Origin of the sequence: Halobacterium zhouii (genome assembly GCF_021249405.1) — an archaeon.
GTDB lineage: Archaea > Halobacteriota > Halobacteria > Halobacteriales > Halobacteriaceae > Halobacterium > Halobacterium zhouii.
This window is the reverse complement of the sequence record NZ_CP089593.1, coordinates 1678799-1703274: the sequence shown is the minus strand read 5'-3', so window position 1 is coordinate 1703274 and position 24476 is coordinate 1678799. Positions and strand designations below refer to the sequence as shown.

Annotated in this window: 21 protein-coding genes; 12 read left to right on the top strand and 9 right to left on the bottom strand. The window is 66.9% G+C overall.

What is annotated here, in order from left to right:
* Positions 1 to 62 precede the first annotated feature (62 nt).
* The 3 genes from LT970_RS08805 to sucC all read right to left on the bottom strand — a co-directional run bounded on the left by LT970_RS08805 (position 63) and on the right by sucC (position 2681).
* A complete protein-coding gene (locus LT970_RS08805) occupies positions 63 to 260 on the bottom strand; it encodes a DUF7835 family putative zinc beta-ribbon protein (RefSeq protein WP_232686095.1) in 198 nt (65 codons plus the stop codon).
* A 406-nt stretch (positions 261 to 666) separates the two neighbouring features.
* The gene (gene sucD, locus LT970_RS08800) at positions 667 to 1536 is read right to left on the bottom strand and encodes a succinate--CoA ligase subunit alpha (protein WP_232686094.1); all 870 of its coding nucleotides are present in this window, start codon (positions 1534 to 1536) and stop codon (positions 667 to 669) included.
* Positions 1533 to 2681 (bottom strand): ADP-forming succinate--CoA ligase subunit beta, encoded by a 1149-nt coding sequence (gene sucC, locus LT970_RS08795; protein WP_232686093.1) that lies wholly within the window; start codon positions 2679 to 2681, stop codon positions 1533 to 1535. Before sucC ends, sucD begins: the two co-directional genes overlap by 4 nt.
* Positions 2682 to 2855: 174 nt before the next feature.
* Here sucC and LT970_RS08790 point away from each other — a divergent pair, with 174 nt between their 5' ends.
* The 11 genes from LT970_RS08790 to LT970_RS08740 all read left to right on the top strand — a co-directional run bounded on the left by LT970_RS08790 (position 2856) and on the right by LT970_RS08740 (position 16600).
* Entirely contained in the window at positions 2856 to 3560 is a 705-nt protein-coding gene (locus LT970_RS08790) for an SDR family oxidoreductase (RefSeq protein ID WP_232686092.1), read from the top strand.
* Positions 3561 to 3684: 124 nt separating this feature from the next.
* Entirely contained in the window at positions 3685 to 5031 is a 1347-nt protein-coding gene (locus LT970_RS08785; protein ID WP_232686091.1) for a sodium-dependent transporter, read from the top strand.
* A gap of 139 nt (positions 5032 to 5170) precedes the next feature.
* Positions 5171 to 6604 carry a sodium-dependent transporter gene (locus tag LT970_RS08780; RefSeq protein ID WP_232686090.1) on the top strand — a complete coding sequence of 478 codons (1434 nt, stop codon included), beginning with the start codon at positions 5171 to 5173 and terminating at the stop codon, positions 6602 to 6604.
* Between the two features lie 129 nt (positions 6605 to 6733).
* Positions 6734 to 8278 carry an acyl-CoA carboxylase subunit beta gene (locus LT970_RS08775; RefSeq protein ID WP_349292258.1) on the top strand — a complete coding sequence of 515 codons (1545 nt, stop codon included), beginning with the start codon at positions 6734 to 6736 and terminating at the stop codon, positions 8276 to 8278.
* The gene (locus LT970_RS08770; protein ID WP_232686088.1) at positions 8278 to 8586 is read left to right on the top strand and encodes a DUF8022 family protein; all 309 of its coding nucleotides are present in this window, start codon (positions 8278 to 8280) and stop codon (positions 8584 to 8586) included. Before LT970_RS08775 ends, LT970_RS08770 begins: the two co-directional genes overlap by 1 nt.
* 330 nt (positions 8587 to 8916) lie before the next feature.
* Positions 8917 to 9909, top strand: coding sequence for a CDP-glycerol glycerophosphotransferase family protein (locus LT970_RS08765; RefSeq protein WP_232686087.1), 993 nt, complete (start codon positions 8917 to 8919; stop codon positions 9907 to 9909).
* On the top strand, positions 9897 to 10595 hold the full coding sequence (locus LT970_RS08760; RefSeq protein ID WP_232686086.1) for an NTP transferase domain-containing protein: 699 nt from the start codon (positions 9897 to 9899) through the stop codon (positions 10593 to 10595). The genes LT970_RS08765 and LT970_RS08760 overlap by 13 nt, the downstream gene beginning before the upstream one ends.
* Before the next feature lie 75 nt (positions 10596 to 10670).
* A complete protein-coding gene (locus tag LT970_RS08755) occupies positions 10671 to 11363 on the top strand; it encodes a glycerophosphodiester phosphodiesterase (RefSeq protein ID WP_232686085.1) in 693 nt (230 codons plus the stop codon).
* 499 nt (positions 11364 to 11862) lie between these two features.
* Positions 11863 to 13689: an acetyl-CoA carboxylase biotin carboxylase subunit gene (locus tag LT970_RS08750; RefSeq protein ID WP_232686084.1), complete on the top strand. Its 1827-nt coding sequence runs from the start codon at positions 11863 to 11865 to the stop codon at positions 13687 to 13689.
* Positions 13690 to 13844: 155 nt separating this feature from the next.
* Entirely contained in the window at positions 13845 to 14516 is a 672-nt protein-coding gene (locus LT970_RS08745; protein WP_232686083.1) for a DUF7504 family protein, read from the top strand.
* On the top strand, positions 14513 to 16600 hold the full coding sequence (locus tag LT970_RS08740; protein WP_232686082.1) for a hypothetical protein: 2088 nt from the start codon (positions 14513 to 14515) through the stop codon (positions 16598 to 16600). The genes LT970_RS08745 and LT970_RS08740 overlap by 4 nt, the downstream gene beginning before the upstream one ends.
* Here the strand turns inward: LT970_RS08740 and LT970_RS14630 are convergent.
* Positions 16585 to 16719, bottom strand: a complete 135-nt coding sequence (locus LT970_RS14630; protein ID WP_269785465.1) for a DUF7503 family protein — start codon at positions 16717 to 16719, stop codon at positions 16585 to 16587. The two genes, LT970_RS08740 and LT970_RS14630, sit on opposite strands and share 16 nt — an antisense overlap.
* 200 nt (positions 16720 to 16919) lie before the next feature.
* Between LT970_RS14630 and LT970_RS08735 the strand changes: the two genes are divergently transcribed.
* Entirely contained in the window at positions 16920 to 17861 is a 942-nt protein-coding gene (locus LT970_RS08735) for a biotin--[acetyl-CoA-carboxylase] ligase (RefSeq protein ID WP_232686081.1), read from the top strand.
* Positions 17862 to 17922: 61 nt separating this feature from the next.
* On the opposite strand, the gene LT970_RS08730 is transcribed toward LT970_RS08735, so the two are convergent.
* The 5 genes from LT970_RS08730 to LT970_RS08705 all read right to left on the bottom strand — a co-directional run bounded on the left by LT970_RS08730 (position 17923) and on the right by LT970_RS08705 (position 24357).
* Positions 17923 to 18363 (bottom strand): universal stress protein, encoded by a 441-nt coding sequence (locus tag LT970_RS08730; RefSeq protein WP_232686080.1) that lies wholly within the window; start codon positions 18361 to 18363, stop codon positions 17923 to 17925.
* 56 nt (positions 18364 to 18419) lie between these two features.
* Positions 18420 to 19436 (bottom strand): amidohydrolase family protein, encoded by a 1017-nt coding sequence (locus LT970_RS08725; RefSeq protein ID WP_232686079.1) that lies wholly within the window; start codon positions 19434 to 19436, stop codon positions 18420 to 18422.
* A 74-nt stretch (positions 19437 to 19510) separates the two neighbouring features.
* Positions 19511 to 20785 carry a histidinol dehydrogenase gene (hisD, locus tag LT970_RS08720; protein ID WP_232686078.1) on the bottom strand — a complete coding sequence of 425 codons (1275 nt, stop codon included), beginning with the start codon at positions 20783 to 20785 and terminating at the stop codon, positions 19511 to 19513.
* Positions 20786 to 20874: 89 nt separating this feature from the next.
* Positions 20875 to 22497 (bottom strand): SufS family cysteine desulfurase, encoded by a 1623-nt coding sequence (locus LT970_RS08710; RefSeq protein WP_349292209.1) that lies wholly within the window; start codon positions 22495 to 22497, stop codon positions 20875 to 20877.
* Positions 22498 to 22635: 138 nt separating this feature from the next.
* Positions 22636 to 24357: a sensor histidine kinase gene (locus LT970_RS08705; RefSeq protein WP_232686077.1), complete on the bottom strand. Its 1722-nt coding sequence runs from the start codon at positions 24355 to 24357 to the stop codon at positions 22636 to 22638.
* Positions 24358 to 24476 lie beyond the last annotated feature (119 nt).

Sequence of the window (24476 nt, the reverse complement as noted above, 5' to 3'; positions counted from 1 at the left end):
GCACGCGAATCGCTGACGGCGGGATTTCAGTGGTCGCGGGAAGACACTCCAGCAATCCGCGTTTAGACGTGGTTCATCCGCATCGTACTCGTCGACTCGCAGTCGGCACACGTGCTCACCCGGTAGGGCTCGCGGGAGAACTCCTGGTTCTCGGTCTTCGTGCTCTCCACGCGGAGTTCGATCTGGACCGCGTGCGCCGTCTTTTTGTCACAGACGTCACAGAATTCCCGCACGTCCGTGTTCGGCGTGGTGGTGGTCATTGGCGTATCCACGTATCGACTGGACCCCACAAAAACCGAGAACACCGTGTCATCGATTTCACGCCAGTAAATCCGAATTACCGCCGAATACCGGGGTTTACGGTCATTCTAACGGTTCGACAACGTCTAGGCGACGCGCCCCTCTGGAGGTTACTGAGGCGTCTAACCGGGAGAAATAAATGCCAGTCGCGATGGTCGCAGAAACCTCCGGTTACGGACCACGTCGACCGGAGGAAACAGTCGGCGCGTGACGTTCATGAGTTGGCCGACGGGGGAACGAGAGAACAGGGAGGTCGAGAGAAGAGGAAACAGGAGAACAGCACGGTCGAGGCCAGAAGCAGGAGACAGCGCGAGAACTCGGAGAACGAGAACGGCGAAACGGTGGGTTACACCCGGCGGCGTCGCGCTACAGGAAGTCCTCGATGTCGTCCGCGACTTCCTCGGGCGTGTCGCCGACCGGGACGCCCGCGTCGTTCAGCGCGCTGATCTTGGACTCCGCAGTACCCGTCCCGCTGCCGGAGACGATGGCGCCCGCGTGGCCCATGCGCTTGCCCGGCGGCGCGGTGCGGCCCGCGATGAATCCCGCGACCGGCGTGTCCATGTTCTGGGCGATGAACTCGGCGGCCTCCTCCTCGTCCTCACCGCCGATTTCGCCGCACATCACGACGGCGTCGGTGTCGACGTCGTCCTCGAACAGCGAGAGCGCGTCGATGAAGTCGGTGCCGATGATGGGGTCGCCGCCGATGCCGATGGCGGTCGTCTGGCCGATACCCCGGGAGGTCAGGGAGTCCACGACCTGGTACGTGAGGGTGCCAGACCGAGAGACGAGTCCGACGCGCCCGGACTCGAAGATGTTGCCCGGCAGGATGCCGAGTTTCGCCTCGCCGGGCGTGATGATGCCCGGACAGTTCGGACCGATGAGGCGGGTGTCGACCTCGGAGAGGCGCTTGTTCACCTTCGCCATGTCCTGGGTCGGGATACCCTCCGTGATGGCGACCACGAGGTCGAGGTCCGTGTCGAGTCCCTCGAAGACGGCGTCTGCCGCGAACGCGGGCGGAACGAACACGACCGACGCGTCGGCGTTCTCGGCTTCGACGGCCTGGTCGACGGTGTCGTAGACGGGGACGCCCGAGACTTCCTGGCCGCCCTTGCCGGGCACCGCGCCCGCGACGACGTTCGTCCCGTACTCGATCATCTGTTCGGCGTGGAACTTGCCCTCGCCGCCCGTGATGCCCTGCACCACGACGCGGGTGTCGTCGTCGACTAGAATACTCATTGGGTCACCTCCGTGTCAGCGTACTCGACAGCGCGCTGCACCGCTCCTTCGAGGGTCTCCTCGACGGTCACGAGGTCCGCGTTCAGGATCTCGCGGCCCTCCTCGGCGTTCGTCCCCGCGAGTCGGACGACCACCGGTTTCGGAATCTCGTCGAACTGCTCGAGCGCGGCGTTGATGCCCTTGGCGACCTCGTCGCCGCGGGTGATGCCGCCGAAGATGTTGAACACGACGGAGTCGACGTTGTCGTCGCTGAACACCATGTCGAGGGCGTTCGTCACGCGTTCGGCTTTCGCGCCGCCGCCGATGTCCAGGAAGTTCGCCGGCTGTCCGCCGTAGTAGTCGACGAGGTCGAGGGTCGTCATCACGAGACCCGCCCCGTTGCCGATGATGCCGACGTTACCGTCCAGACGCACGTAGTCGAAGCCGTACTCGTTGGCCTTGGCTTCGAGGTCGTCCTCGGCGGCCTCGTCTTCCATCTCCTCCAGGTCGGGGTGTCGGAACAGCGCGTCGTCGTCGACGTTCATCACGGCGTCGGCCGCGACGACGTCGCCGTCCGCGGTGACCATCAGCGGGTTGATCTCGATGTCGCTGCCGTCCTTGTCCTCGTAGAGGTCGTACAGCGTCGTGAGGATGCTGGACACGTCGCGAGCGACCTCGTTCGGAATGCCCGCGTCGTAGACGACCTTCCGGGCCTGGTACGGGTGCAGGCCGAACGCGGGGTCGATGTGTTCGCGCGCGATAGCGTCGGGGTCCTCCTCGGCGACCTCCTCGATGTTGACGCCGCCCTTCTCTGAGACCATCGCGACGGGTTTGCCCTCGCCGCGATCCATCGTCACGCCGACGTACAGTTCGTTCGTGAAGTCGACGGCCTCCTCGACGAGGACCTTTCCGACGGTGTACCCCTTGAGGTCCATGCCGAGGATGGATTCGGCGGCCTCTCGGGCTTCCTCTTCGCTCTCGGCCAGTTTGATACCGCCGGCCTTGCCGCGTCCACCGACGTGTACCTGGGCCTTCACCGCGACGGGGTAGCCGAGGTCTTCCGCGACCTCTACGACCTCGTCGACGGACGTGGCGAGCGCCGACCCGGGGGTCGGGATGCCCGCCTCGGCGAAGACCTGCTTCGCCTGGTACTCGTGAAGCTTCATGCACTCGAAACGGCGTTCGCGCCGCGCATAAAGGCCACCATTCTCTGACGGAGCGTGGTGAGTTCTTATGCGGTCTGGGCCGCCGTCGCTCCGTTCGGTACGCAACCCCATCGAGCACCGCGATACTGTTGTCTCGCGAATACGTTTACGGTGCTGGCAGTGGGACAAGTACGCATGCACGCTGAGTTCGACTTCGATGGCGACGTGGTGCTCGTGACCGGCGCGTCCGGTGCGCTCGGGAGCGCGGTCTGCCAGACGTTCGCGGACGCGGGCGCGACGGTCGCCGGGACCGACGTGGTGGAACCGAACGAGGACACGGAACTCGACCGCGGCGAGGTGCCGTTCTACCGCGGCGACCTGACCGACGACGAGGACGCCGAGCGCGTCGTCTCCGGGGTCGTGGAGGCCCACGGCGGTCTCGATTGTCTCTGTAACGTCGCCGGGATGTGGAAGGGCGGGGACCCTATCGAGGACACCGACGTCGAGACGTTCCAGCAGGTGTTCGACGTGAACCTGAAGACGATGTACCTCGCGAGCAAGCACGCGCTCCCCCACCTCCAGGAGTCGGAAGGTGCCATCGTCTCCGTGTCCGCGCGGGCGTCACTGGAAGGTGGTGAGGGCGACGGGCCGTACCGCGCGTCGAAGGCCGGCGTCCGACTGCTCACGGAGACCATCGCGGAGGAAAACGAAGGCAAGGTGCGCGCGAACGCCGTGATGCCCTCGGTCATCGACACGCCCGCGAACCGGGAGATGATGCCCGACGCCGACCACGACTCGTGGGTCGACCCGGCCGACATCGCTCGCGTGGTGCTGACGCTGTGTTCGGACGCCGTGCCGCCGACGAGCGGCGCCGCCGTGCCGGTGTACGGAGAGGCGTGAACGTCCACAGTACCGGGACCGTCAGTTTTCGTTACATCTTCCGCCAAGGAATGTCACGCCTGTTCGATAAAAACGCTAAAGTCGTGTGTTTTTTACCGGCCAGGTGGATACGGGGTGGCACACCATGGCACAACGAGAAACGTGGACGACCCGAGTGGGGTTCATCCTCGCCGCGGTCGGCAGCGCAGTCGGGCTCGGGAACATCTGGCAGTTCCCGTTCAAGACCGCGACCAACGGCGGCGCGGCGTTCGTGTTCGTCTACCTGCTCGCCGCGTTCGTCATCGGCCTCCCCACCATCCTCGGGGAGTTCGTCGTCGGGCGGCGCGCGAACATCAACGCCATCGAAGCGTTCGACAGACTGAAACACCCAGCGTGGACCATCGTCGGCGCGCTCGGCCTGTTCACGGGACTGTGGATCCTCTCGTACTACAGCGTCGTCGGCGGGTGGGTGCTCCGGTACATCGTCGACTCCGTGACGGGCGCGTACTTCGCCGCCCCGGCCCAGCACTTCAGCGCCGTCTCACAGGGCTGGTGGGCGATACTGTACCACGGCGTCTTCATGGCGGTCACCGCCAGCATCGTCGCGTTCGGCATCGAGGACGGCATCGAGAAGGCGACCACGTTGATGGTCCCCTCCATCGTCGTCATCCTCGTCGGCCTCGCCGTCTACGCGTTCACGCTCGACGGCGCCTCGGCCGCGTACGGCTACTACCTCTCACCGGACTTCGGTTACATCGCGAACAACCTCGGCGAAATCGTTCCGTTCGCCGTCAGTCAGGCGTTCTTCTCGCTGTCTCTCGGGATGGGCGCGATGATAACGTACGCCTCCTACCTCGGCGAGGACGACAGTCTCCCCGCGGACAGCAGCATCATCGTCGTGCTGAACACGTTCGTCGGCGTGCTCGCGGGCCTCGTCGTCATCCCCCTGCTGTTCGCGCAGTTCGGACAGATCCCCGAGGGCGCTGCAGCGGGCGGCCCGGGTGCGCTGTTCGTCTCCGTCGCGGACGCGTTCGCGCAACTCGGCGGCCTGGCGGGGAAGGCCCTCGGCGTCCTGTTCTTCGGCGTCGTGCTCATCGCCGCGCTCTCCTCGGCCATCAGCCTCCTCGAGGTCGTCACGTCGTATCTCGTTGACAACTACGGCTACAGTCGGCCAGGCGTCGCGTTCGGCTTCGGCGGCAGCCTGTTCGTGCTCGGGACGCTGTCCGCGTGGAACACGGCGTGGCTCGGCTGGTTCGACACGCTCGCGTACAGCGTGTTGCTGCCGCTCTCGGTGCTGCTCGGCGTCGTGTTCGTCGGCTGGGTGTACGGCCCCGAGGCCGTCGACGAGATAAAGAAGGGCACTGGCGGTGGCGGAACGTTCGCGTCAGTGTGGCTCTGGTCGGTCCGCACCTTCGTCCTCGTGGGCGTGTTCGTGACGCTGTACCTCGGCGTCACGTCCATCTACTCGGCGCCGCCGATTCCCGGCGTCTAGGGATTGTAGGTGAATCCCGGAATCGGTCCTGGATTCAAAATTCTATAACGGTTTTTCGGGCGCGTAAACGCCTGTCGTTGGAAGCTTGACGGTTCGTCAGTCATAAGCCTCAAAAGGGTCTGTTTGTTACGGTGTGGCAATGGAACGCGAATCGTGGAAGACACGAATCGGATTCATCCTCGCGGCGGTCGGCAGCGCAGTAGGGCTCGGGAATCTCTGGCGGTTCCCGTGGATGACAGGCGAGAACGGGGGCGCGGCGTTCCTCCTCGTCTATCTCGGCGTCGTTCTACTCGTTGGCGTCCCCGGACTGCTCGCGGAGTTCGTCATCGGACGGGGGGCGCGACGAAACCCCGTCGGCGCGCTCTCCGAACTCTCTGATTCCTCCTCGTGGTCGGCGTTCGGCCACCTCTTCGTCGTCTCTGCGGTCGTGTTGCTCTCGTTCTACAGCGTCGTCGGCGGGTGGATTCTCCGGTACTTCTTCGGGAGCATCACCGGCGCGTACTTCGGGAACGCGGGGACGTACTTCGGGGCCGTGAGTTATGGCGTCGAGGCGGTTGGCTTCCACCTCCTGTTCCTCGCGGCGACCGCAGTCATCGTGTTGCGCGGCGTTCGACGCGGCATCGAGACCGCGACCAAACTGATGATGCCCGCCATCGTGGTGTTGCTCGTCGCGCTCGCGGCGTGGGGACTCACCCTCGACGGCGCGGCCGCCGGCGTCGCCTTCTACCTCTCGCCGGACATCGGCTACCTCCGCGCGAACTTCCTCGACATCCTCCCCGCGGCCGCCGGGCAGGCGCTGTTCACGCTGTCCCTCGGCGCCGGGACGATGCTCACGTACGCCTCCTACCTCGGTGAGGAGCGCTCGCTCGCCGCCGACGGCACCGCCATCGCCGCGCTGAACACGTTCGTCGGCGTGCTCGCGGGCCTCGTCGTCTTCCCCATCCTGTTCGCGCTCGCGGGCGGTGCGGGCAGCGGCGGCCCGGGCGCGCTGTTCGTCAGCCTCGCGGGCGCGTTCGCCACGCTCCCCTACGGCCAGGTCGTGGGCGTCCTGTTCTTCGGCGTCGTCGCGCTGGCGGCGCTCTCCTCCTCCATCTCGATGCTCGAGATTCCGGTGTCGTTCCTCGTCGACGAGTACGGCGTCTCGCGGCGCGCGGCGGTCGGCGGGCTCGTGTCGCTGTTCGCCGTGACCGGGAGCGCCCTGGCGCTCGAACCGGCCGCGTTCGGCTTCGTCGCGGGCACGCTCGTCAACCTCCTGCTCACGGGCGGCCTCGTCGGATTCATGCTGTTCGCCGGCTGGGTGCTCGGCGCTGACGCGGTCGACGAGCTGCGCCGCGGCGCCGGCCCGCTCGCGCGCTCGCTGTCGACGCCCTGGCTGTACGCGGTCGGCGTCGTGCTCCCCGTGTTCCTCATCTTCACGTTCGTCTCCGGCCTCGCCGCCGCGCTCGGAATCGCGGTCGGCCCGCTCTCCCTGCTCGGGGTCACGCTCGACCACACGCGCGTCCTCGTAATAATCACCGTCGGCGTCGCTATCGTCGCCTTCCTCGGGTTGCGCCGCTCCCGGTCGGTGCTGTGAGCAGTCCCGGTGGTCGACAGAGACGGTGAGTGACGCCGCTACAGCGACCGCTGTCCCGGCCGGGGCGCGTGTCCCCGTCTCGGAATCCTTTTGCCGCCAGTCCGGGAAATCACTCCCAATCAGATGACGATGGAAGAGCGCATCGAGGAACTGCGCGAGCGAACCGAGCGCGCGCTCCTCGGCGGCGGCGAGGACCGCATCGAATCCCAGCACGACAAGGGGAAGATGACGGCCCGCGAACGCATCGACTACTTCCTCGACGACGACACGTTCAACGAGTTCGACCAGTTGCGGACCCACCGCTCCCACAACTTCGGGATGGAGGAGAAGCAACTGCCGGGCGACGGCGTCGTCACGGGGTACGGCGAGGTGAACGGCCGCACGGTGTTCGTGTTCGCCCACGACTTCACGGTGTTCGGCGGGAGCCTCGGCGAAGTGTTCGCGGAGAAGGTCACGAAGGTGATGGACAAGGCGATGGAGGTCGGCGCGCCGGTCGTCGGCCTGAACGATTCCGCGGGCGCGCGCATCCAGGAGGGCGTCGACTCCCTGGGCGGGTACGCCGAGATCTTCACGCGCAACGAGAAGGCCAGCGGCGTCATCCCCCAGATTTCGGCCATCATGGGGCCGTGTGCGGGCGGTGCGGTCTACTCGCCCGCCATCACGGACTTCGTGTTCATGGTGAAAGACACCAGCCACATGTTCATCACGGGGCCGGACGTCATCGAGACGGTGACGGGCGAGGAGGTTGGCTTCGAGGAGTTGGGCGGTGCGACGACGCACTCCTCGGAGTCCGGCGTCGCGCACTTCGCCTGCGACAGCGAGGAGCAGGCCCTCGACAACATCAAGCGCCTGCTCTCGTACCTCCCGCAGAACAACGTCGAGGACCCGCCGCGCGTCGAGCCGTGGGACGACCCGGAGCGCCGCGACGAGGAACTCACGTCCATCGTGCCCGACGAACCGCGCAAACCCTACGACATCACGAACGTCGTGGACAGCGTCGCGGACGAGGGGTCGTTCTTCGAGGTGCAACCCGACTTCGCGAAGAACATCGTGGTCGGGTTCGCGCGCCTCGACGGCCGCTCGGTCGGCGTCGTCGCGAACCAGCCCCGCGTGAACGCGGGCACACTCGACATCGAGGCCTCGGAGAAGGCGTCTCGGTTCGTGCGCTTCTGTGACTCCTTCAACGTCCCCATCCTGACGTTCGTGGACGTTCCGGGATTCCTCCCGGGAACCGACCAGGAGCACGGCGGCATCATCCGCCACGGCGCGAAACTCCTGTACGCGTTCAGCGAGGCGAGCGTCCCGCTGCTGACGGTCATCACGCGGAAGGCCTACGGCGGCGCGTACGACGTGATGGCGTCGAAGCACATCGGCGCGGACGTCAACTACGCGTGGCCGACCGCCGAAATCGCCGTGATGGGGCCAAAAGGCGCCGTGAACGTGCTTTACCGCGACGAACTCGAGGACGCCGAGGACGAGGAGGAGTTGCGCGAGCAACTCATCGACGAGTACCGCGAGGAGTTCGCGAACCCGTACACGGCGGCCGACCGCGGCTACGTCGACGCGGTCATCGAACCGACGGAGACCCGGCCGCGCCTCATCCAGGACCTCGAGATGCTGTCGAGCAAGCGCGAGGACACGCCGGAGAAGAAACACGGCAACATCCCGCTGTGATGAGCGTGAACGACGAGGAAACGCCGGTCGGCGACGACCCGGACGACCCGGTGCTGGGCGACGCCGACCTCTCGATACCCGAGGACGCGGACGGCGAGGAGGCCGCAGCCATCGCGGCGGCGGTGAGCGCGCACCTCGCGCGCCTCGAGGCGGCGGCCGACGACGACGACGACGCCGGCGAGTCCTGGGACGGCCGCAAGTGGTCGTTCACGGGCCGCGTGGGGGCGCTCGGCGGTGGCCCCGTTCGCGTGCCGGACGGCGCGCCGACGGACGCGTGGAGCGCGGCGGGGCGCCGCGACCGGTTCTGAGGCCGCCCGTCACTGATTCCGTGGCGTTTCGCCGCTGGTTCTGTGGCTGTTTCCCCTGTCTCTGAGACCGTTTGCTACCCATTTTGCGGTCGTTCTGGGACCGATTCCGTGCCTGTTCCGCCACTGTTTTTGTGGGCTTTTCGGTGCTCGAAGAGTACTCTCGTCTCTTCTGCTGGTCGTAACGTGGTCTGCGTCCGATAACCAATTTTGTTGTAAGCTGCAGAACACGACTAAGTGAAGCGGTAGCGTAGTAGCATAAGCTATCGGTACTCGAGACCACCCGGGGGCCGAGTCTCCCGGTGCCGGTTCCGGGGGCCGTGACTACACACAATGGTCTCTGTACTATATGTCATCGAGCGCGAGTTCATGCGGAAGACGTTCGAATCGCTCGACCAGCACGTCGACGCCGAGTCGGCCTACGTGCCCGCCAGACCCGAAGCAGTCGGGTCCTGCGACCTGATTCCCGAGGTCCACGTCGACGACGTCGAGGACGTCGACGAGAACGTCCGCTCGGTCGACCCGGACGTCGTCGTGTACAACCACCGCTTCCGGATCGACGAGGTGTCGTTCCACGAGGAGTATCCGCTGGTCCACGTTCGACACGGTGCCTCGGTCGGCCGCGGCGAGGTCGAGACGACCGTCGAGAGTACCGCCCACGCCGTCGACGTCGCACTCGCCCCCGGCGGGCGGTGGGCGGAGCAGTACGTCGAATCGTTCCCCGAGAGCGTTCGCGTGTCGGTCGTCGGCATCCCCGAGGCGGACGACCTCGTGACCGCCGAGCGACCCCACGAGCGCCGCGTGCTGTACGCCCCGACCAACCACAACTACGGCGGCGGCTCCTACCTCCACACCGCCCACGACGTCCTCGACCTGTTCGCGGACTCGGACTACGAACTGCTGTTCCGGCCCCACCCGATGGACCGCATCGAGGAACCCGGGCAGTCGCTCACCGAGGAGTGCAGGGAGCGCATCGCGGACCTCCCGAACGTCGTCTTCGACGAGCACTCGACCCCCCGGGACAGCGTGCTCGCCGCGGACGTCCTGCTCTCTGACTACTCCGGCATCGTCACCGAGTGGCTCCACACCGGCCGCCCGCTCGTGCAGTTCACGGACCTCGCAGACGAGGCCGCGGACGTGCCCCGAATCGGTCACGTGACGAGCGCGGCAGAGTTGACCCTGGACGACGTCGACGCGCTGTACGACCAGGGGTACTCGGAGCGAGCGCGGGAGCGCGAAGCAGCGTTCCGGAACGAACTCGGGATTCCGATGGACGGCCGCGCGGGCGAACGCGCGGCCCAGGAGGTGGTTCGATGCACGCAGTGATTCTGGCAGCCGGCTGTGGGAGCCGGATGGGCGACGAGACCGAGTCGGTGCCAAAGGCGTTCCTCGACGTCGACGGTCGCTCCCTGTACGACCGCCAGCGCGCGGTGCTCGCTGACCGCGTCGACGACATCACGGTCGTGCTCGGGTACGCCTACGAGACGGTCGTCGACCGCCTCGACGGCGCGAACGCCGTCCGCTTCGAGGACTGGAGCGAGTACGAGAACGCCGAGTCGCTGCGCCTGGCGCTCACGGGCATCGACGACGACGTGCTCGTGCTCAACGGCGACATCGTCACCACTCCGACGGCCGTCGACAGACTGCTCGACCGGTTCGCGGAGTTCGACGGCGAGTACAATATCGTCGGCTGTCTTCCCGGCATTCAGGACGAACACACCGCGATCCGGACCGACGACGACGGAACGGTCGTGGACTACGGACTCATCTCGGGCTACCGACACGCCGGCATGGGCGTGATCTCGCGTCGCCACCGTGAGGCCGCGATGGAGTTACTCGCCGCGAACCGCGACGAATGGTACCCGCTCGTGTACCCGGAGACGCCGACCAAGCGGGTCGTCATCCCCTCCACGGAACACCTCGAGATCAATCGCCCGGACGACCTCGACGCGGCGCGAAACCGACTCCCCCTGGAGTCCTGGACAGACAGTCAGAGCGGTAACTCCGACTGACGACGCGGTAGGGTGACCTTACGCCGACGAACGGATGCGTTTTTACTCTCGGAGCGTGGGTACACGTGCAGAGGGATGGAACTCATCGCCCACCGCGGGTGTGCAGAGCAGTACCCGGAGAACACACTTCACGCTATCGAGCGGTCCGCGCGCGAACTGGCCGCGGTCGAGATCGACGTTCGCCGGTGTCAGTCCGGCGAACTCGTGGTGTTCCACGACGAGACGGTCGACCGACTCACGGACGACACCGGGCCGGTCGCCGGGATGAACTGGACCCAACTCAGCGCGCTCGACGTTCTGGACTCCGGCCACTCGATTCCCCGACTCGCGGACGCCCTCGCGGCGGTCCCATCGGACGTTCCGCTGCAGGTCGAACTCAAGCAAGCCGGCATCGCGAGCGACGTCGTCGAGGTGATACACGACGCAGACGTGAACGCGCGCGTCACGTCGTTCCTCCCGGAGGCACTCACCGAGGTTCGGGAGTGCGACCCGAACATCCCCGTCGGCTATCTGTTCGGTGAGGCTGTCGGCGTCGAAACCGGTCTCAAGATGGCCGAGGTGCTCGACTGTGACTCCGTGCATCCACACGCGTCGCTGTGCCTGGAGACGGACGTCGTCGAGCGCGTTCGCGCCGACGGCCGAGACGTCATCGCGTGGGGCGTCGGCCAGCGGGACACCTTCGAGGAACTCCGGTCGGTCGGCGTAGACGCCGCGACGTCGGACTGGGCGTCCGCGACGTCTGAACCGGAAGCGCCGCTCGCCACCTGAAACACGGGATACCCGGCTCATTCTGCGCGCGATTCCGAACTGAAGCGAGACGGTCGGCTTCGCTGCGTTCGGCCGCTGGGACTTGCAGGGTTCGAATCGCCCGAACGCCACACAACCGAGAGCGACGCTAGCGACACGGTGGTCGCTCGCGGTCGCGTCGTCGGGAGAAGTAGGTTAGTCACGGGGAGCGTGAGGCTCTGTTTAGCGTTCGCCGACCGAGCGGGCCGATAGGCCCCGGAAGGTCGGCGATTCACCGCGCGACCGGCGCGAGGCGCTACACGCCTCGGAATGTGCGAGCGGGCGTAGCCCGCGAGCAAGGGAGCGCGGGCCGACGACTGAACGGAGCGAGCGCAGCGAACGAAGTGAAGGAGGAGTGCTTTTGGCCGAGCTTTTACCGAGCGAGGCGCTCCGCGCCGAGCGCAGCGTAAAAGGTCGTGTGGGTCAAGGCGGATTCGAACCGACAGTATCAGTAGGGCGTCGACAGAACTCACTCTCAGGAATGTTCGAGAAGGTGCTCGTCGCGAACCGCGGCGAAATCGCCGTCCGCGTGATGCGGGCGTGCGAGGAACTCGGCATCGACACAGTCGCCGTATACAGCGACGCCGACAAACACTCCGGGCACGTCCGGTACGCGGACGAAGCGTACAACGTCGGGCCCGCGCGCGCAGCGGACTCCTACCTCGACCAGGAGGCCATCGTGGACGCCGCCAAACAGGCCGACGCGGACGCCATCCACCCGGGTTATGGCTTCCTCGCGGAGAACGCGGAGTTCGCCGCGCTCGTCGAGGACACCGAGGGCGTGACCTGGGTCGGCCCGTCGAGCGACGCGATGCAGCAACTCGGCGAGAAGACCCACGCCCGGAAGACGATGCGGGACGCCGACGTTCCCATCGTTCCCGGCACCACGGACCCCGCGGAGTCCGTCGAGGAAGTCCACGAGTTCGGCGACGAGTACGGCTACCCCGTCGCCATCAAGGCCGAGGGCGGTGGCGGTGGGCGCGGCATGAAGATCGTGCGCGGCCCGGAGGAGGCCGAGGAGCAACTCGAGTCCGCCCAGCGCGAGGGTGAGGCGTACTTCGACAACGCGAACGTCTACCTAGAGCGCTACCTCGAGAACCCGCGCCACATCGAGGTGCAGATCATCGCCGACCACGACGGGAACGTCCGCCACCTCGGTGAGCGGGACTGCTCGCTCCAGCGACGCCACCAGAAGGTCGTCGAGGAGGGGCCGTCGCCCGCGCTCACGGACGACCTGCGCGAGGAGATCGGTGAGGCCGCGCGCCGCGGCGCGGAGGCCGCCGGCTACTACAACGCCGGCACCTTCGAGTTCCTCGTCGAGGAGGACCCCGAGCGCGAGGACGGCGAACTCCTCGACACGGGCACCGACTTCTACTTCCTCGAGGTGAACACCCGCATCCAGGTCGAGCACACCGTCACCGAGGAACTCACGGGCATCGACATCGTGAAGTATCAGATCAGAGTCGCCGCCGGCGAGCAACTCGACTTCGCGCAGGACGACGTGGAACTCGAGGGCCACGCCATCGAGTTCCGCATCAACGCGGAGAACGCCGCCGACGACTTCGCGCCCGCCACGGGCGGCACGCTCGAGACGTACGACCCGCCGGGCGGCATCGGCGTGCGCATGGACGACGCGCTCCGCCAGGGCGACGAACTCGTCACGGACTACGACTCGATGGTGGCGAAACTCATCGTGCACGCGAGCGACCGCGAGGAGTGTCTCGCGCGCTCGGAGCGCGCGCTCGCGGAGTACGACGTCGAGGGAATCCCGACCATCATCCCGTTCCACCGCCTGATGCTCACCGACGAGACGTTCGTCACGGGCAAGCACACGACGAAGTACCTCGACCAGGACCTCGACGAGGAACGCGTCGCGGACGCCCAGGAGAAGTGGGGCAGCGACGCCGCGGCGTCCGACGCCGACGAGGACGTCGTCGAGCGCGACTTCACCGTCGAGGTGAACGGGAAGCGATTCGAGGTCAACCTCGAAGAGCGCGGCGCCGCCAGCCTCGCGACCAACGCCGGCGACGGCGGCGGCGAACGACCGACGCCCGCGGGCGGCGAGAGCGAGTCCGAGACGGTCGTCGAGGGCGAGGGCGAGACCGTCGAGTCGGAGATGCAGGGCACCATCCTCTCCGTCGAGGTCGAGGAGGGCGACGAGGTCGACGCCGGCGACGTGCTCGTCGTGCTCGAGGCGATGAAGATGGAGAACGACGTGGTCGCCTCCCGCGGTGGCACCGTCACGCAGGTCGCCGTCGACCCCGAGGACAGCGTCGACATGGGCGACGTGCTCGTCGTCATCGACTAATTCTCGCGCCTCACGACTGCGCTCCCTTCTGACCGCCGCGATTGTCCGTCTCCCAGTCCGCCACGATTCACTCGTCGACTGGCGCGCTACGACTACGTGCAGACCACCGCAACACGACCGAATTTTTATACCCGCTGCTCCCAGTCTCTGGAACAATGCCGAACGAGGGGTTGTCGTTTCGGGGAGATTCACCGCAGTCGTTCGAGGACGTCCTGGTGGCGCTGAAACAGAACGGCTGTAACCTGCTCGTCACCGGCGCGGTCGCGGACGACGTCACCGCCCGAGCGACGCGGAAACTCCTCGGCACCCCGACGGAACCCCGCGAGCGCGTGCTCGCGCTGACGGATTCGGCCGTCGAGAACCCCGTCACGTACCTCCCGGGAAGCATCTACCCGCACCACGACGGCATCGACGTCCTCGACTACCGGGACGTCGGGCGCTCCGCGAACACCGCCGAGCGCTCGGACGGCGGCACGCCGCGGACGCTCGACGCCATCAGTGAGGACCTCTGTTCGACCGTCGCGCGCCGCGGCCGCGACACCGCGCCCGCCCAGTTGCGACTCGGCGTGGTGTCACTCCACTCGCTCCTCGACCGTCACGACGACGACGCCGTCGAGCAGTTCCTCGGCCGCGTCACCGAGTCAGTCCTCGACGCGAGCGGGATGGCCCACTACCATCTCCGACTGCCGGACGACGACCCGGCAGTCGAGGCGCTCTCACCGCTGTTCGACGCGCGCATCGAACTCCGGCAACTCGACGGGATGATTCCCGAACAGCACTGGCACGTTCCCGAATCGAGCGTCGACACTGGCTGGGTGACGCTATGAAACCGGAGTTCTCGCCGCTCGCCGACGCGACGGGTCTCAGCATCCGAGACCCCATCGAGAACGCGCAGTTCGAACTGTACACCGACCAGACGGTTGACCCGACGCCGACCAGCACCGACCAGTTTGTTCTCCCCATCGACGGCGCGGTGACCATCACTGTCGAGGCGATCGAACTGCCGCGCTTGGTCGACGTCTACCTGTGGTCGAGTGACGAGAACCTCATCGGCGAGTCCGCAAACAACGAGCACGCCCGGTACCCCGCCAACTGGTACTCGCTCGACGTCGACATCGGGCCGATGAAACTCCAGTTCGTCGTGGACAGCCCGGTCACCATCTGCCGAGACGAGAGCACCACGTTCATTGAGTTCGACGGCTCGACGACCGTTGCCCTGGGTGCACGGTCGCTCCACGAGTCCCCCGCCGCAACGATCACCGTCGGCGACAGCATCGAGGACGCCGCGCGTGCGGTCTCGCTACTCGGAAGCGCGCTCAAGACGACGTCTCCCGAGCGCTCGTTCCCGACGCTGCGGGGGCATCCGCCGCTCATCGAACGCGGCAAATCGTTCTCCGCGCCCGACGGGCTGGTCACGCCGGACACGGGTGTGTCCATCGAGATACCGCCGTCGTACGCAGATCTGTACCGAGTGAGCCCGCTCGCGTACTACCTTGGAGCGGACGTTTTCGTCGGAGAGGGTCGGGAGTTACACGTGGGTGACGAGCAATACGACCTGAACACGACCCGGGGGTTCGAGTCGGAGGTCACGACCCTGCTCAAGCACGTCTTCTTCCTCGACTGCGTGACGCGCACGGAGGGGTTTTACTCTATGAACCTCCACGAACGGAATCTGGTCGAGGACGACCTCACCTTCGACCTGGAGACGGTGTACAACGCGTCGCTTGCGGACAGACTCAACGCGTATCTCGAGGTCCCCTACGACGTGACCGAACCGCACCGCCCGAAGTGGAAGCTCACGGCGGACATCGAGGCCGACCGGAGCCGCATCGAGACGCTGCCGTTCATTGCGAACGAACTCGCCGAGGTCCGGGTTCCTGGAACCGAGGACAGAGAGACGGCGAGTTCCGAACCGGAGGAACTCACGTCGTTCTACCGCTCGGAGGCCGCACTCGTCCGCAGCCCCTCCGACGCCTCGACGTCGAAGTCGAATATTCTGAAGCCCCGGGAGACCGACTCCATCGAGCACGCCTGGATCGGCGACGGGTTCCCGATCGGGGCGAGCAAGACGAACGCGGAGTTCTACCGACAGCGACTCGAGCGCACCGAGCGCGTCTCCGACACCATCGCCATCGAGATCGTCTGTAACGACCCCGAGATGAGCGAGGAGCAGATCGTCGAGGAGTTCTACGGCACCCGTGACTTCTTCGACTTCGACATCACCGTCCACTACGAGCTCTCGCAGTCGGAGCTCGCCGACGTACTTCGGAGCAACGCCGACTTCCTCCACTACATCGGTCACGTCGACGAGGACGGCTTCCAGTGCGCCGACGGCATGCTCGACGCGCACACGCTCGACGCGGTGAACGTTGACGCGTTCCTGTTGAACGCCTGCCAGTCCTACGAGCAGGGCGAGGCACTCGTGGAACGCGGCAGCCTCGGTGGCATCGTCACGCTGGCCAAGATCACGAACGACCCCGCGATCAGAATCGGCCGAGCGCTTGCTCGCCTCATGAACACCGGCTTCTCACTTCAGGCGGGTCTCTCGGTCGCCCGGAACGTGACGCTGTTCGGGAATCAATACATCACTATCGGTGACGGAACCCTGCAGTTAGTGCAGAACAGCAACGGTATCCCGCTCTCGTCAACTCTCACTGATCTCGACGAAGGGTTCGAGCTTACTGTCTACGGCTATCCAACGTTGAAAACGTCAATCGGATCGCTCGTCACCCCCTACGTCGGGGACAATACGACTCGCTATCTCGGTTCTGGAAAGTTGGACACGTTCGAGGTTTCGACGTGTGATCTTCGCGAACTCCTCGACGGGAAACCCTCGCCAGTAATGGTGGATGGTGAACTGAAGTGGAGCGACGAACTACTCGAAGAACTACTGAATCAGGGGCCAGAATAGACTCCTGCCTCTAACGCCGACGCAGCGCCGGTCGTCGAGAGGAACACCATCACGGTGAACAGCGCGCCGATCATTCGCGGGTTGTCCTGCAGGAACGCGGTGAGCTTGTTGTCTTCCATCGTCAACTACTCCTAATGCACGTGGTATATTCAATCTATTCGAAATTATCTTATAAAAAATACACTAATAATTCTCTATATGGCGACCGGCTGCTGTAAAAACCGCTCTCAACAGCATCTACTTCGATTGACGTGAGGTTACCCAATAGTCCTTTCGCGGATAGCGACACTTTTGCCGGCGGCCGCGTTACTCCCGCCAGATGAACGAGACGCGCCGCCGCGTCCTCGACGCGCTCGCGGACGGCCCCGTAACCGGCCCGGAACTCGCCGAACGGCTCGACGTCTCGCGCGCGGCCGTCTGGAAACACGTCGAGGCGCTTCGGGACGCCGGGTTCGACGTCGAGAGCGAGTCAGGAGGGTACGCGCTCGGCGGCGTCCCCGACTACGGCGGCCCGGCCGTCGAGTACGGCCTCGACGCGCCCTTCGACGTGGAGTACCACGATGCCGTCCCGAGCACGAACGACCGCGCGCGCGAACTCGCCACCGAGGGCGCGAGCGACGTCGTCGTGCTCGCGGACCGACAGACCGGTGGTCGCGGGCGGCGCGGCCGCGAGTGGTCCTCGCCGGCGGGCGGCGTCTGGATGAGTCTCGTCCTGCGCCCGGACCTGCCGCCCGCGCGCGCGCCGACGCTCACGCTCGCGGCCGCCGTCGCTGTGATAGACGCCGCGCGGGAGGCCGGCGTCCCCGCGGAGATCAAGTGGCCGAACGACTGCCTGGTGCCCGGTGACGGCGAGCGCGGCGGCGCGAAACTCGCGGGCGTGCTCACCGAGATGGAGGGGGAGGCGAGTCGCGTTTCCTGGGTCGTCCTGGGCGTCGGCGTGAACGTCGACGTGGACCCGGGCGACCTGGACGGCGACGCGACGAGCGTGCGCGCGGAGGGAGGAACGGTGGACCGTCGCGCGTTCGTCCAGCGCGTCCTCGAGCGGTTCCACGAACTCCGCGAGCGCCCGGACGCCGCTCTCGACGCGTGGCGGGAGCGCGCGGCGACGCTCGGCCAGCGCGTGCGCGTCGAGACTGGCAGTGGAGCGGTCGTCGGCGACGCCGTGAGCGTGACCGAGTACGGCGCGCTCGTCGTCGATACGGCAGACGGAGAGCAGATCGTTCACGCAGGGGACTGCGAGCACTTGCGCCTAGCCGAGTAGCACGGACGCCCGACTGAGCAGCACCTGTCCGGCCGAGTAGCACGTCCGCCGGATCAACCAATCACTCCTCGACGCGAACCGTCAGCACGGGGACCGTCGAGGAGCGGACCACCTTCTCGGTCACGCTCCCGAGCAGCAGGCGGTCGATGCCGCCCCGGCCGTGGGTCCCCATCACGACGAGGTCGCAGTCCTCGTCCTCGGCGTAGCGCACGATCTCGCGGCTGGGGTTCCCCTCGATGAGCGCGCGCTCGACCGGGACGCCGCGTTCGCTCGTGAGTTCCTCGACGTCGTCGAGGGCTGCCGCGCCCTCCTCGTCGAGCAGCGACGCGACGTTCTCCCACGACGACTCGACGGGGAGGCTGGCGAAACTCGCGGAGTTCACGACGTACAGCGCGTGGATGGTCGCGCCGTGCTCGGCGGCCAGGTCGACGGCGTGCTCGACGGCGTGGCGCGTCGCTGCCGACCCGTCCGTCGGCACGAGGATGCGCTCGTATCTCGCCATTCGTGCTACACGTTGACTTGGTGGGGCTTAACTGTTCAGGGAGAACGGGCCGCGTCTCAGGGGAGCACGACGCGCTCTACGTCGCTCGCGCCTGCACGCCGTACCACCGCTCGCACCGGGTCGAGCGCGCCAGTCAGGTTGTGGGAGTCACCGTCGAGGACGAGCACTCGCGCCTCCCGCCCCTGTTCTAGCACGCCGTAGTTCGCGCTGATGGCCGCCGCGCCGGCTCGGGTCGCCATCCGCAACACCTCGGGGGCGTCCACGTCACAACACTTCGAGACGAACTCCATCTCGCGGAACATCGATGGACTGTTCGTCATCACGTTGTCCGTGCCGAGCGCGACGCTCGTGCGGTCGAGCAGTTCGCGCACGGGCGGCAGGCCGACGTCCGTCACGAGGTTCGAGCGCGGGCACACCGCGACCGGCAGCTGTTTGTCCTCGACGCGGTCGAGGTGGAGCGACTCGGCGTGGACCATGTGGACGAGCAGGTCCGGGTCGAGGTCGATGGCGGGGTTGATGTCCGAGGCGTCCACCTCGCCCGCGTGGATGGCGAACGGCTTGTCGGCGTTCCGCGCGGCGGCGCGCTCGCTGCTGAAGTCGGCGTCGGCCGCGCCGCTCGCGCCGAACCCGTTGGCGGCCTCCACGACGTCGGTTTCGCCGCGTCCGAACGCGAACGGGTCGATGCCGAGGCCGTCGGCGGCCTCGCGGAGCGCGTACACGCCCTCGACGCCGCCCTCCCTGAACTCCAGACAGGACGCCGTCCCCGTCTCCTGCATGAATCGGAGGCTGTGTCTCATCGCTTCGACGAGTTCACCCCGGTCAGAATCCCGTAGCAACTGGTGTTTCAGGCCGTCTGGCGGTGCGACCAGTTCTTCGAGGGTCAGCCCTCGTCCCGCCTCCTTGGCGATGGAGTCACCGAGGTGGGTGTGGGCGTTCACGAACGCCGGAAGAATCAGATTCGACGAATCAGTCGACTCCTCGTCGAGGCGCTGAACTGTCCCGTCTTCGACGACGAGTGTTCCCTGTATCGGCTCGTACTCGTCCCCCCAGAGGACGGTGCCGGAGAGTTCCATGCGGTCGCTTACCGGCGAGGGACCGTGAAGGTTACCCGACGCCGAAGTGGTCGCTCGCCGTTCCCCACTGCTCCTCAGTCCTCGAAGCGTTCTTCGATACTCGCGGCGTGGCCCTCCAGGCCCTCCGCGTCGGCGAGCGTCGTGATGGTGTCGCGGAGCCCCGCTAGCGCGTCGCGGTCGAGGCGCTGGACGGTCGTGGCGCGCAGGAACGTGTCGACCGAGAGGCCGCCGACGACTGCCGCCTTGCCGTTGGTCGGGAGCACGTGGTTCGTCCCGGTCGCGTAGTCGCCCGCGGCGACGGGAGTGTCCGACCCGAGGAACACGCTGCCGGCGGAGTCGATTCGGCCCAGGAGCTCCTCGTCGTCGGCACTCTGGATGGAGAGGTGTTCGGCGGCGTAGGACTCCGCGAACAGCACGGCTTCGCTCATCGAGCGCGCGACGAACACGCCGCTGGCGTCGTGGTCGAGGGCCTTCCGGATGGTGTCCACTCGCTCCCGGTCGTCGACCTTCGCGTCGATTGCCTCGCAGATTGCGTCGGCGGTCGCCTCGTCGTCGGTGACGGCGACGACGCTCGCGTTCGGGTCGTGTTCGGCCTGCGCGAGCACGTCCGCCGCGACGAACTCGGGGTCTGCGGTGTCGTCCGCGACCACGAGTAACTCCGACGGGCCGGCGAGGAAATCGATCTCCACGTCGCCGCGGACCTCGGCCTTCGCCGCTGTCACCCACTTGTTCCCCGGGCCGACGACCAACTGGGCGGCGTTGACGGTCTCCGTGCCGTGGGCCATCGCGGCGATGGCCTGTGCACCCCCGGCGGCGTAGACGCGGTCGGCGCCCGCGGCGTGGATGGCCGCGAGCGTCACGGGGTTCATCTGCTCCGCGGGCGGCGTCGCCACCGCCACCTGTTCGACGCCCGCGACGACCGCGGGAATCACGCCCATCAGCGCGCTCGAGGGGTACGCCGCGGCGCCCCCGGGGACGTAGACGCCGACGCGTTCGACCGGCCGGAACCGTCGGCCGAGTTCTCGCCCGTCCTCGAATTCGCGGCGCCAGTCCTCGGGCATCTGGGCCTCGTGGAACTCCCGGACGTTCGCCGCGGCGTCCTCGATGGCCTCGCGCACGTCGTCGTCTATCTCGTCGTACGCGCGCTCGGCCTCGTCCGTGACGTCGATGTTGCCGACCTCCGCGTCGTCGTACTCGCGCGCGAACTCGCGGAGCGCGACGTCGCCCTCGTCGCGCACTCGCTCGACGATGTCCCGCACCTGCGAGCGAACCGCGTCGACGCCGGCGTCGCGCTCGAACAGCGCGCGGCGGCGCTCCGGCCCGAGGTCCGCGACGGCTTCGTAGTCCATGCGAGAGGATTGGGTCGGCGGCCGAAAGAGCGTTTCTACACGCGACGCGCCGACTGCGCTCGCGCCCGTGCTCGTCGTGCGCGAATCGGTCAGTCCTCGCTCGACGCTTGGAGCGACTCGAGGTGCTCGGTCGCGCCCTCCCGGATGACGTCCTCCGGGCCGACGACGCAGTCCCGTCGCATCGCGGGATACTGGCCGTCGAGCAGGTCCTCGACGGTGCCGTCGAGTTCCGCGAGCGCTTCGACCGGTTCGCCGGTGAGATGGTCGGCGAGCAGGCCGGCGACCGCGGTGCTCACCGCACAGGAATCGCTCTCGAAGGCGACGTCGGCGATGGTGCCGTCGTCGGCCACGTCGACGTGGAACTCGCCCTCGTCGCCGCAGCTCGTCTCCGCGGAGTGCTTTCGGAACGTCGGATTCGGAAGGCCGCCCGCGTTCGTCGGGTTCCGGTGCTGGTCGTGGAGGCGGTCGTGGTACCGATCGGAGGCGAGGAGGGCGTCGCGCTTGGACGCCGCGTCCTCGATGCCGTCGAGCAGTGCGTCGACCTCCTCTCGGGTGGTGTAGACGTAGAACGACGCGCGCACGGACCCGGGGATGTCGAGGACATTGTGGAGCGGTTGCGTGCAGTGGTCACCGGCGCGCACGGCGATGCCGCGGTCGTCCAGCAGTTCCGAGAGGTCGTGGCCGTGGACGTCCCCGACGTTGAACGACACGAGCCCCGTGCGCTCGACGCCAGCGGGCGGGCCGTACGCCTCGACGTGTTCTCGCTCGGCGAGTTCGCGGAGGAGGTACTGCGCGAGTTCGTTCTCGTGGCGTTCCACGGCGTCCATGCCGATGTCCTCGAGGTAGTCGACAGCCGCGGCGAGTGCGATACCCTCCGCGATGGGGGGCGTGCCGGCCTCGAACTTCCACGGCAGGTCGTTCCAAGCGGACTCGTCGAACGTGACGTGACTGATCATCTCGCCGCCGTAGAGGAACGGCTCCATCTCCTCGAGGAGGTGGCGTTTGCCGTACAGACAGCCGATGCCGGTCGGCCCCGCCATCTTGTGCCCGGAGAACGCGAGGAAGTCCGCACCCAGGGCCTCGACGTCGACGGGTCGCGTCGGAACTGACTGTGCGCCGTCGACGAGAATCGCGGCGCCGTGGTCGTGCGCGAGGTCCGCGAGTTTACGCACGGGGTTGACGGTGCCGAGCACGTTCGAGACGTGCGTGACGGAGACGAGTTCGACGTCGTCGTCGACGAGTTCCGCGGCGTGCTCGGCGTCGAGTGTTCCGTCCTCGCAGACGCGGACGTAGCGGACCTCGGCGCCCGTCTGTTCGGCGATCTGTTGCCACGTCACGAGCGAGGCGTGGTGTTCCATCTCCGTGGTCACCACCGCCTTTCCGGGACCGAGTCGCTGCCGGCCGAGTCCGTGCGCGACGAGGTTCACCGCCTCTGTCGCGTTCTTCGTGAACACCATCTCCTCGCGGCCGTCCGCGCCCACGAATGCCGCGAGGCGGTCGTGGGCGTCCTCGTAGGCGACAGAGGCCTCGTGGCTCAACCGGTGGATGCCGCGGTGGACGTTCGCGTTGTAGCCGTCGTAGTACTCCTGGAACGTCCGCGAGACGGGTGTCGGCGTCTGGGTGGTCGCTGCGTTGTCGAGGTAGACGAGCGGGTCGCCGCCGACCTCGCGCTCGAGGATGGGGAAGTCCTCGCGTATCGACTCGGCGTCCATGCAGAGAGGCGGCGGGACTCGCCGATAAGTCTGTGGGTGACGGAACGCAGAGTGGCGCCGCTGCGCGTGTTCACGTCGACTGGCGCGTCGACGCCCGGCACTGCGCGGCGTTCACCCGACGTCCAGTGTACCTCGCGTTCACGTCGAATCGTGTACTGGCTCGTGGACGGTTCGTGTCGCTCCGGTTGTCACCGACGGGTCCCGCGCCGGCAACGTCACCGTGACCGTCGTTCCCTGTGACTCGCTCGCCTCGACGGCGATGTCTCCGCCGGTCGTGGAGACGGTCCAGTAGGTGAGCCAGAGACCGAGGCCGCTGCTGTGCTGGAGCGGCGTCTCCGTGTGGTTCTGGAGGACGGCCTGCTCCATCTCGGGCAGCCCCGACCCGTCGTCAGTGACGCGGATTCGGGTTTCTTCTCCGTCCGTGGTGACCGTGATGTCGACCGTCAGCGTCGACGTGTCGTTGTGCTCTGCGGTGTTCTCGATGAGGTTCCGGAGCGCGACCGTCAACGCTCGCTCCGACACGGCGGCAGCAGTCGCCTCGTCGGGGAAGTCGACGGTCACCTCGACGCCTGGATGTTCCGCGCGGAACTCTTCGACGAGCGGTTCGAGCACGGAGACAGTGTCGACCTCGGTCCGCTCCGTCTGACCCGTCTTCCCGAGGTCGACCATCTGTCGAACCTTCTCGCTCAGGGTCACGAGGTCGTCCGCCGCGGAGCCGATCACGCCGGCCAGTTCCTCCTGCTTGCTGGACGTCGCGCGCTCGGCCAGCAGGTCGGCGTGACCGAGGATGACGTTCATGTCGTTCCGGAGGTTGTGCCGCAGGACGCGGTTCGCGACCTCCAGTCGCTGCTCGTACCCATCCCGGTCGGTCACGTCCCGCAGGAGGACCGCAAACCCGGGGTGGAGGGCCACGTTGTCGGTGAGCTTCGAGACGTACACGTCGTACACCCGGCGCGTCTCGTCGACGACGCCGGTCGTGGTCGTTCCGTCGACCGCTTCGAGGTCCGGCTTCCCGGTGAGCGTCGAGACGTCCTGATTCTCGAACTGGTCGACGCCGTACACCTGACGGGCGACGTGGTTTCCGTCGACGACGGCGCCGTCCGCGTCGACGACGAGCAACCCGTCGCCGGTGAGTTCGACCGCGCGCTGGTGGGCCACCGGCGTTCGCTCCAGCAGGTCGAAGTGGAACAGCGCGACGCCGTACGTGACGCCCGTCACCGTGAACGCGAACGGCGTGAAGTCGAGCCCCGGTATCGGGCTGGCTTTCAGTGCGAACAGGACGTGCGAGGCGAACGCCGGTATCGCGCCCACGAGCAGTAGCGCGGCCTGCTGGCGGTGCGTCTGGGTCGACCGGAAGTACACCGAGAGAATCGTCCACAGTCCGAGCAGGACGACGGGGTACGCGATCAGGATGTGGGCGTAGAACCCGACCGCGAGGTGGAGGTCGAGGATCGCCGAGATGGTCCCGGGATTGAGCGTCGCGCTGGTCCACACGAGGTGATGCATGGGGTTCGTCAGCGAGAGCGCCGCGAACGCGAGCAACTCGCTGCCCAGGACGACCTCTCCCCAGGTGGTCAGTCGTTCCTGCTTTCCGGCGTACTGGAGCGCGAAAATCAGGAACAGCGGGGGGACGGTCGCGCTGATGGCGAACGCCATCTGCTGCCAGGGGAGTTGTTCTGCTTTCGTCGTGAATCCGAGTTGCACGCCGTACACCACCTCCCAGAGCATGACCGCGAGGATGAGCAGCGTGAACGTCCGCGCGCTGTCCCGGCGGCGCTGCCACCCCACGCTGGCCACCACCGCGAGAACCCCCGTAGACGCGAACGCGAACCACGAGAGAACCGAGGGGTTCCACGCCATTACGCCACGCTTTGGCTCTAGCGTGATAACAATACGTGCAACACTGGCGGCGTGAAATGTACTCTGGGTGAACTGTGGGCTCCGAGTCCCGCGTACGCGATCACGAAATCAACAATTGG

What these genes read in the sequence shown, in the direction of transcription:
- LT970_RS08805 (WP_232686095.1), bottom strand. Translation starts at nt 260, where the DNA reads ATGACCACCACCACGCCGAACACGGACGTGCGGGAATTCTGTGACGTC.
- sucD (WP_232686094.1), bottom strand. Translation starts at nt 1,536, where the DNA reads ATGAGTATTCTAGTCGACGACGACACCCGCGTCGTGGTGCAGGGCATC.
- sucC (WP_232686093.1), bottom strand. Translation starts at nt 2,681, where the DNA reads ATGAAGCTTCACGAGTACCAGGCGAAGCAGGTCTTCGCCGAGGCGGGC.
- LT970_RS08790 (WP_232686092.1), top strand. Translation starts at nt 2,856, where the DNA reads ATGCACGCTGAGTTCGACTTCGATGGCGACGTGGTGCTCGTGACCGGC.
- LT970_RS08785 (WP_232686091.1), top strand. Translation starts at nt 3,685, where the DNA reads ATGGCACAACGAGAAACGTGGACGACCCGAGTGGGGTTCATCCTCGCC.
- LT970_RS08780 (WP_232686090.1), top strand. Translation starts at nt 5,171, where the DNA reads ATGGAACGCGAATCGTGGAAGACACGAATCGGATTCATCCTCGCGGCG.
- LT970_RS08775 (WP_349292258.1), top strand. Translation starts at nt 6,734, where the DNA reads ATGGAAGAGCGCATCGAGGAACTGCGCGAGCGAACCGAGCGCGCGCTC.
- LT970_RS08770 (WP_232686088.1), top strand. Translation starts at nt 8,278, where the DNA reads ATGAGCGTGAACGACGAGGAAACGCCGGTCGGCGACGACCCGGACGAC.
- LT970_RS08765 (WP_232686087.1), top strand. Translation starts at nt 8,917, where the DNA reads ATGGTCTCTGTACTATATGTCATCGAGCGCGAGTTCATGCGGAAGACG.
- LT970_RS08760 (WP_232686086.1), top strand. Translation starts at nt 9,897, where the DNA reads ATGCACGCAGTGATTCTGGCAGCCGGCTGTGGGAGCCGGATGGGCGAC.
- LT970_RS08755 (WP_232686085.1), top strand. Translation starts at nt 10,671, where the DNA reads ATGGAACTCATCGCCCACCGCGGGTGTGCAGAGCAGTACCCGGAGAAC.
- LT970_RS08750 (WP_232686084.1), top strand. Translation starts at nt 11,863, where the DNA reads ATGTTCGAGAAGGTGCTCGTCGCGAACCGCGGCGAAATCGCCGTCCGC.
- LT970_RS08745 (WP_232686083.1), top strand. Translation starts at nt 13,845, where the DNA reads ATGCCGAACGAGGGGTTGTCGTTTCGGGGAGATTCACCGCAGTCGTTC.
- LT970_RS08740 (WP_232686082.1), top strand. Translation starts at nt 14,513, where the DNA reads ATGAAACCGGAGTTCTCGCCGCTCGCCGACGCGACGGGTCTCAGCATC.
- LT970_RS14630 (WP_269785465.1), bottom strand. Translation starts at nt 16,719, where the DNA reads ATGGAAGACAACAAGCTCACCGCGTTCCTGCAGGACAACCCGCGAATG.
- LT970_RS08735 (WP_232686081.1), top strand. Translation starts at nt 16,920, where the DNA reads ATGAACGAGACGCGCCGCCGCGTCCTCGACGCGCTCGCGGACGGCCCC.
- LT970_RS08730 (WP_232686080.1), bottom strand. Translation starts at nt 18,363, where the DNA reads ATGGCGAGATACGAGCGCATCCTCGTGCCGACGGACGGGTCGGCAGCG.
- LT970_RS08725 (WP_232686079.1), bottom strand. Translation starts at nt 19,436, where the DNA reads ATGGAACTCTCCGGCACCGTCCTCTGGGGGGACGAGTACGAGCCGATA.
- hisD (WP_232686078.1), bottom strand. Translation starts at nt 20,785, where the DNA reads ATGGACTACGAAGCCGTCGCGGACCTCGGGCCGGAGCGCCGCCGCGCG.
- LT970_RS08710 (WP_349292209.1), bottom strand. Translation starts at nt 22,497, where the DNA reads ATGGACGCCGAGTCGATACGCGAGGACTTCCCCATCCTCGAGCGCGAG.
- LT970_RS08705 (WP_232686077.1), bottom strand. Translation starts at nt 24,357, where the DNA reads ATGGCGTGGAACCCCTCGGTTCTCTCGTGGTTCGCGTTCGCGTCTACG.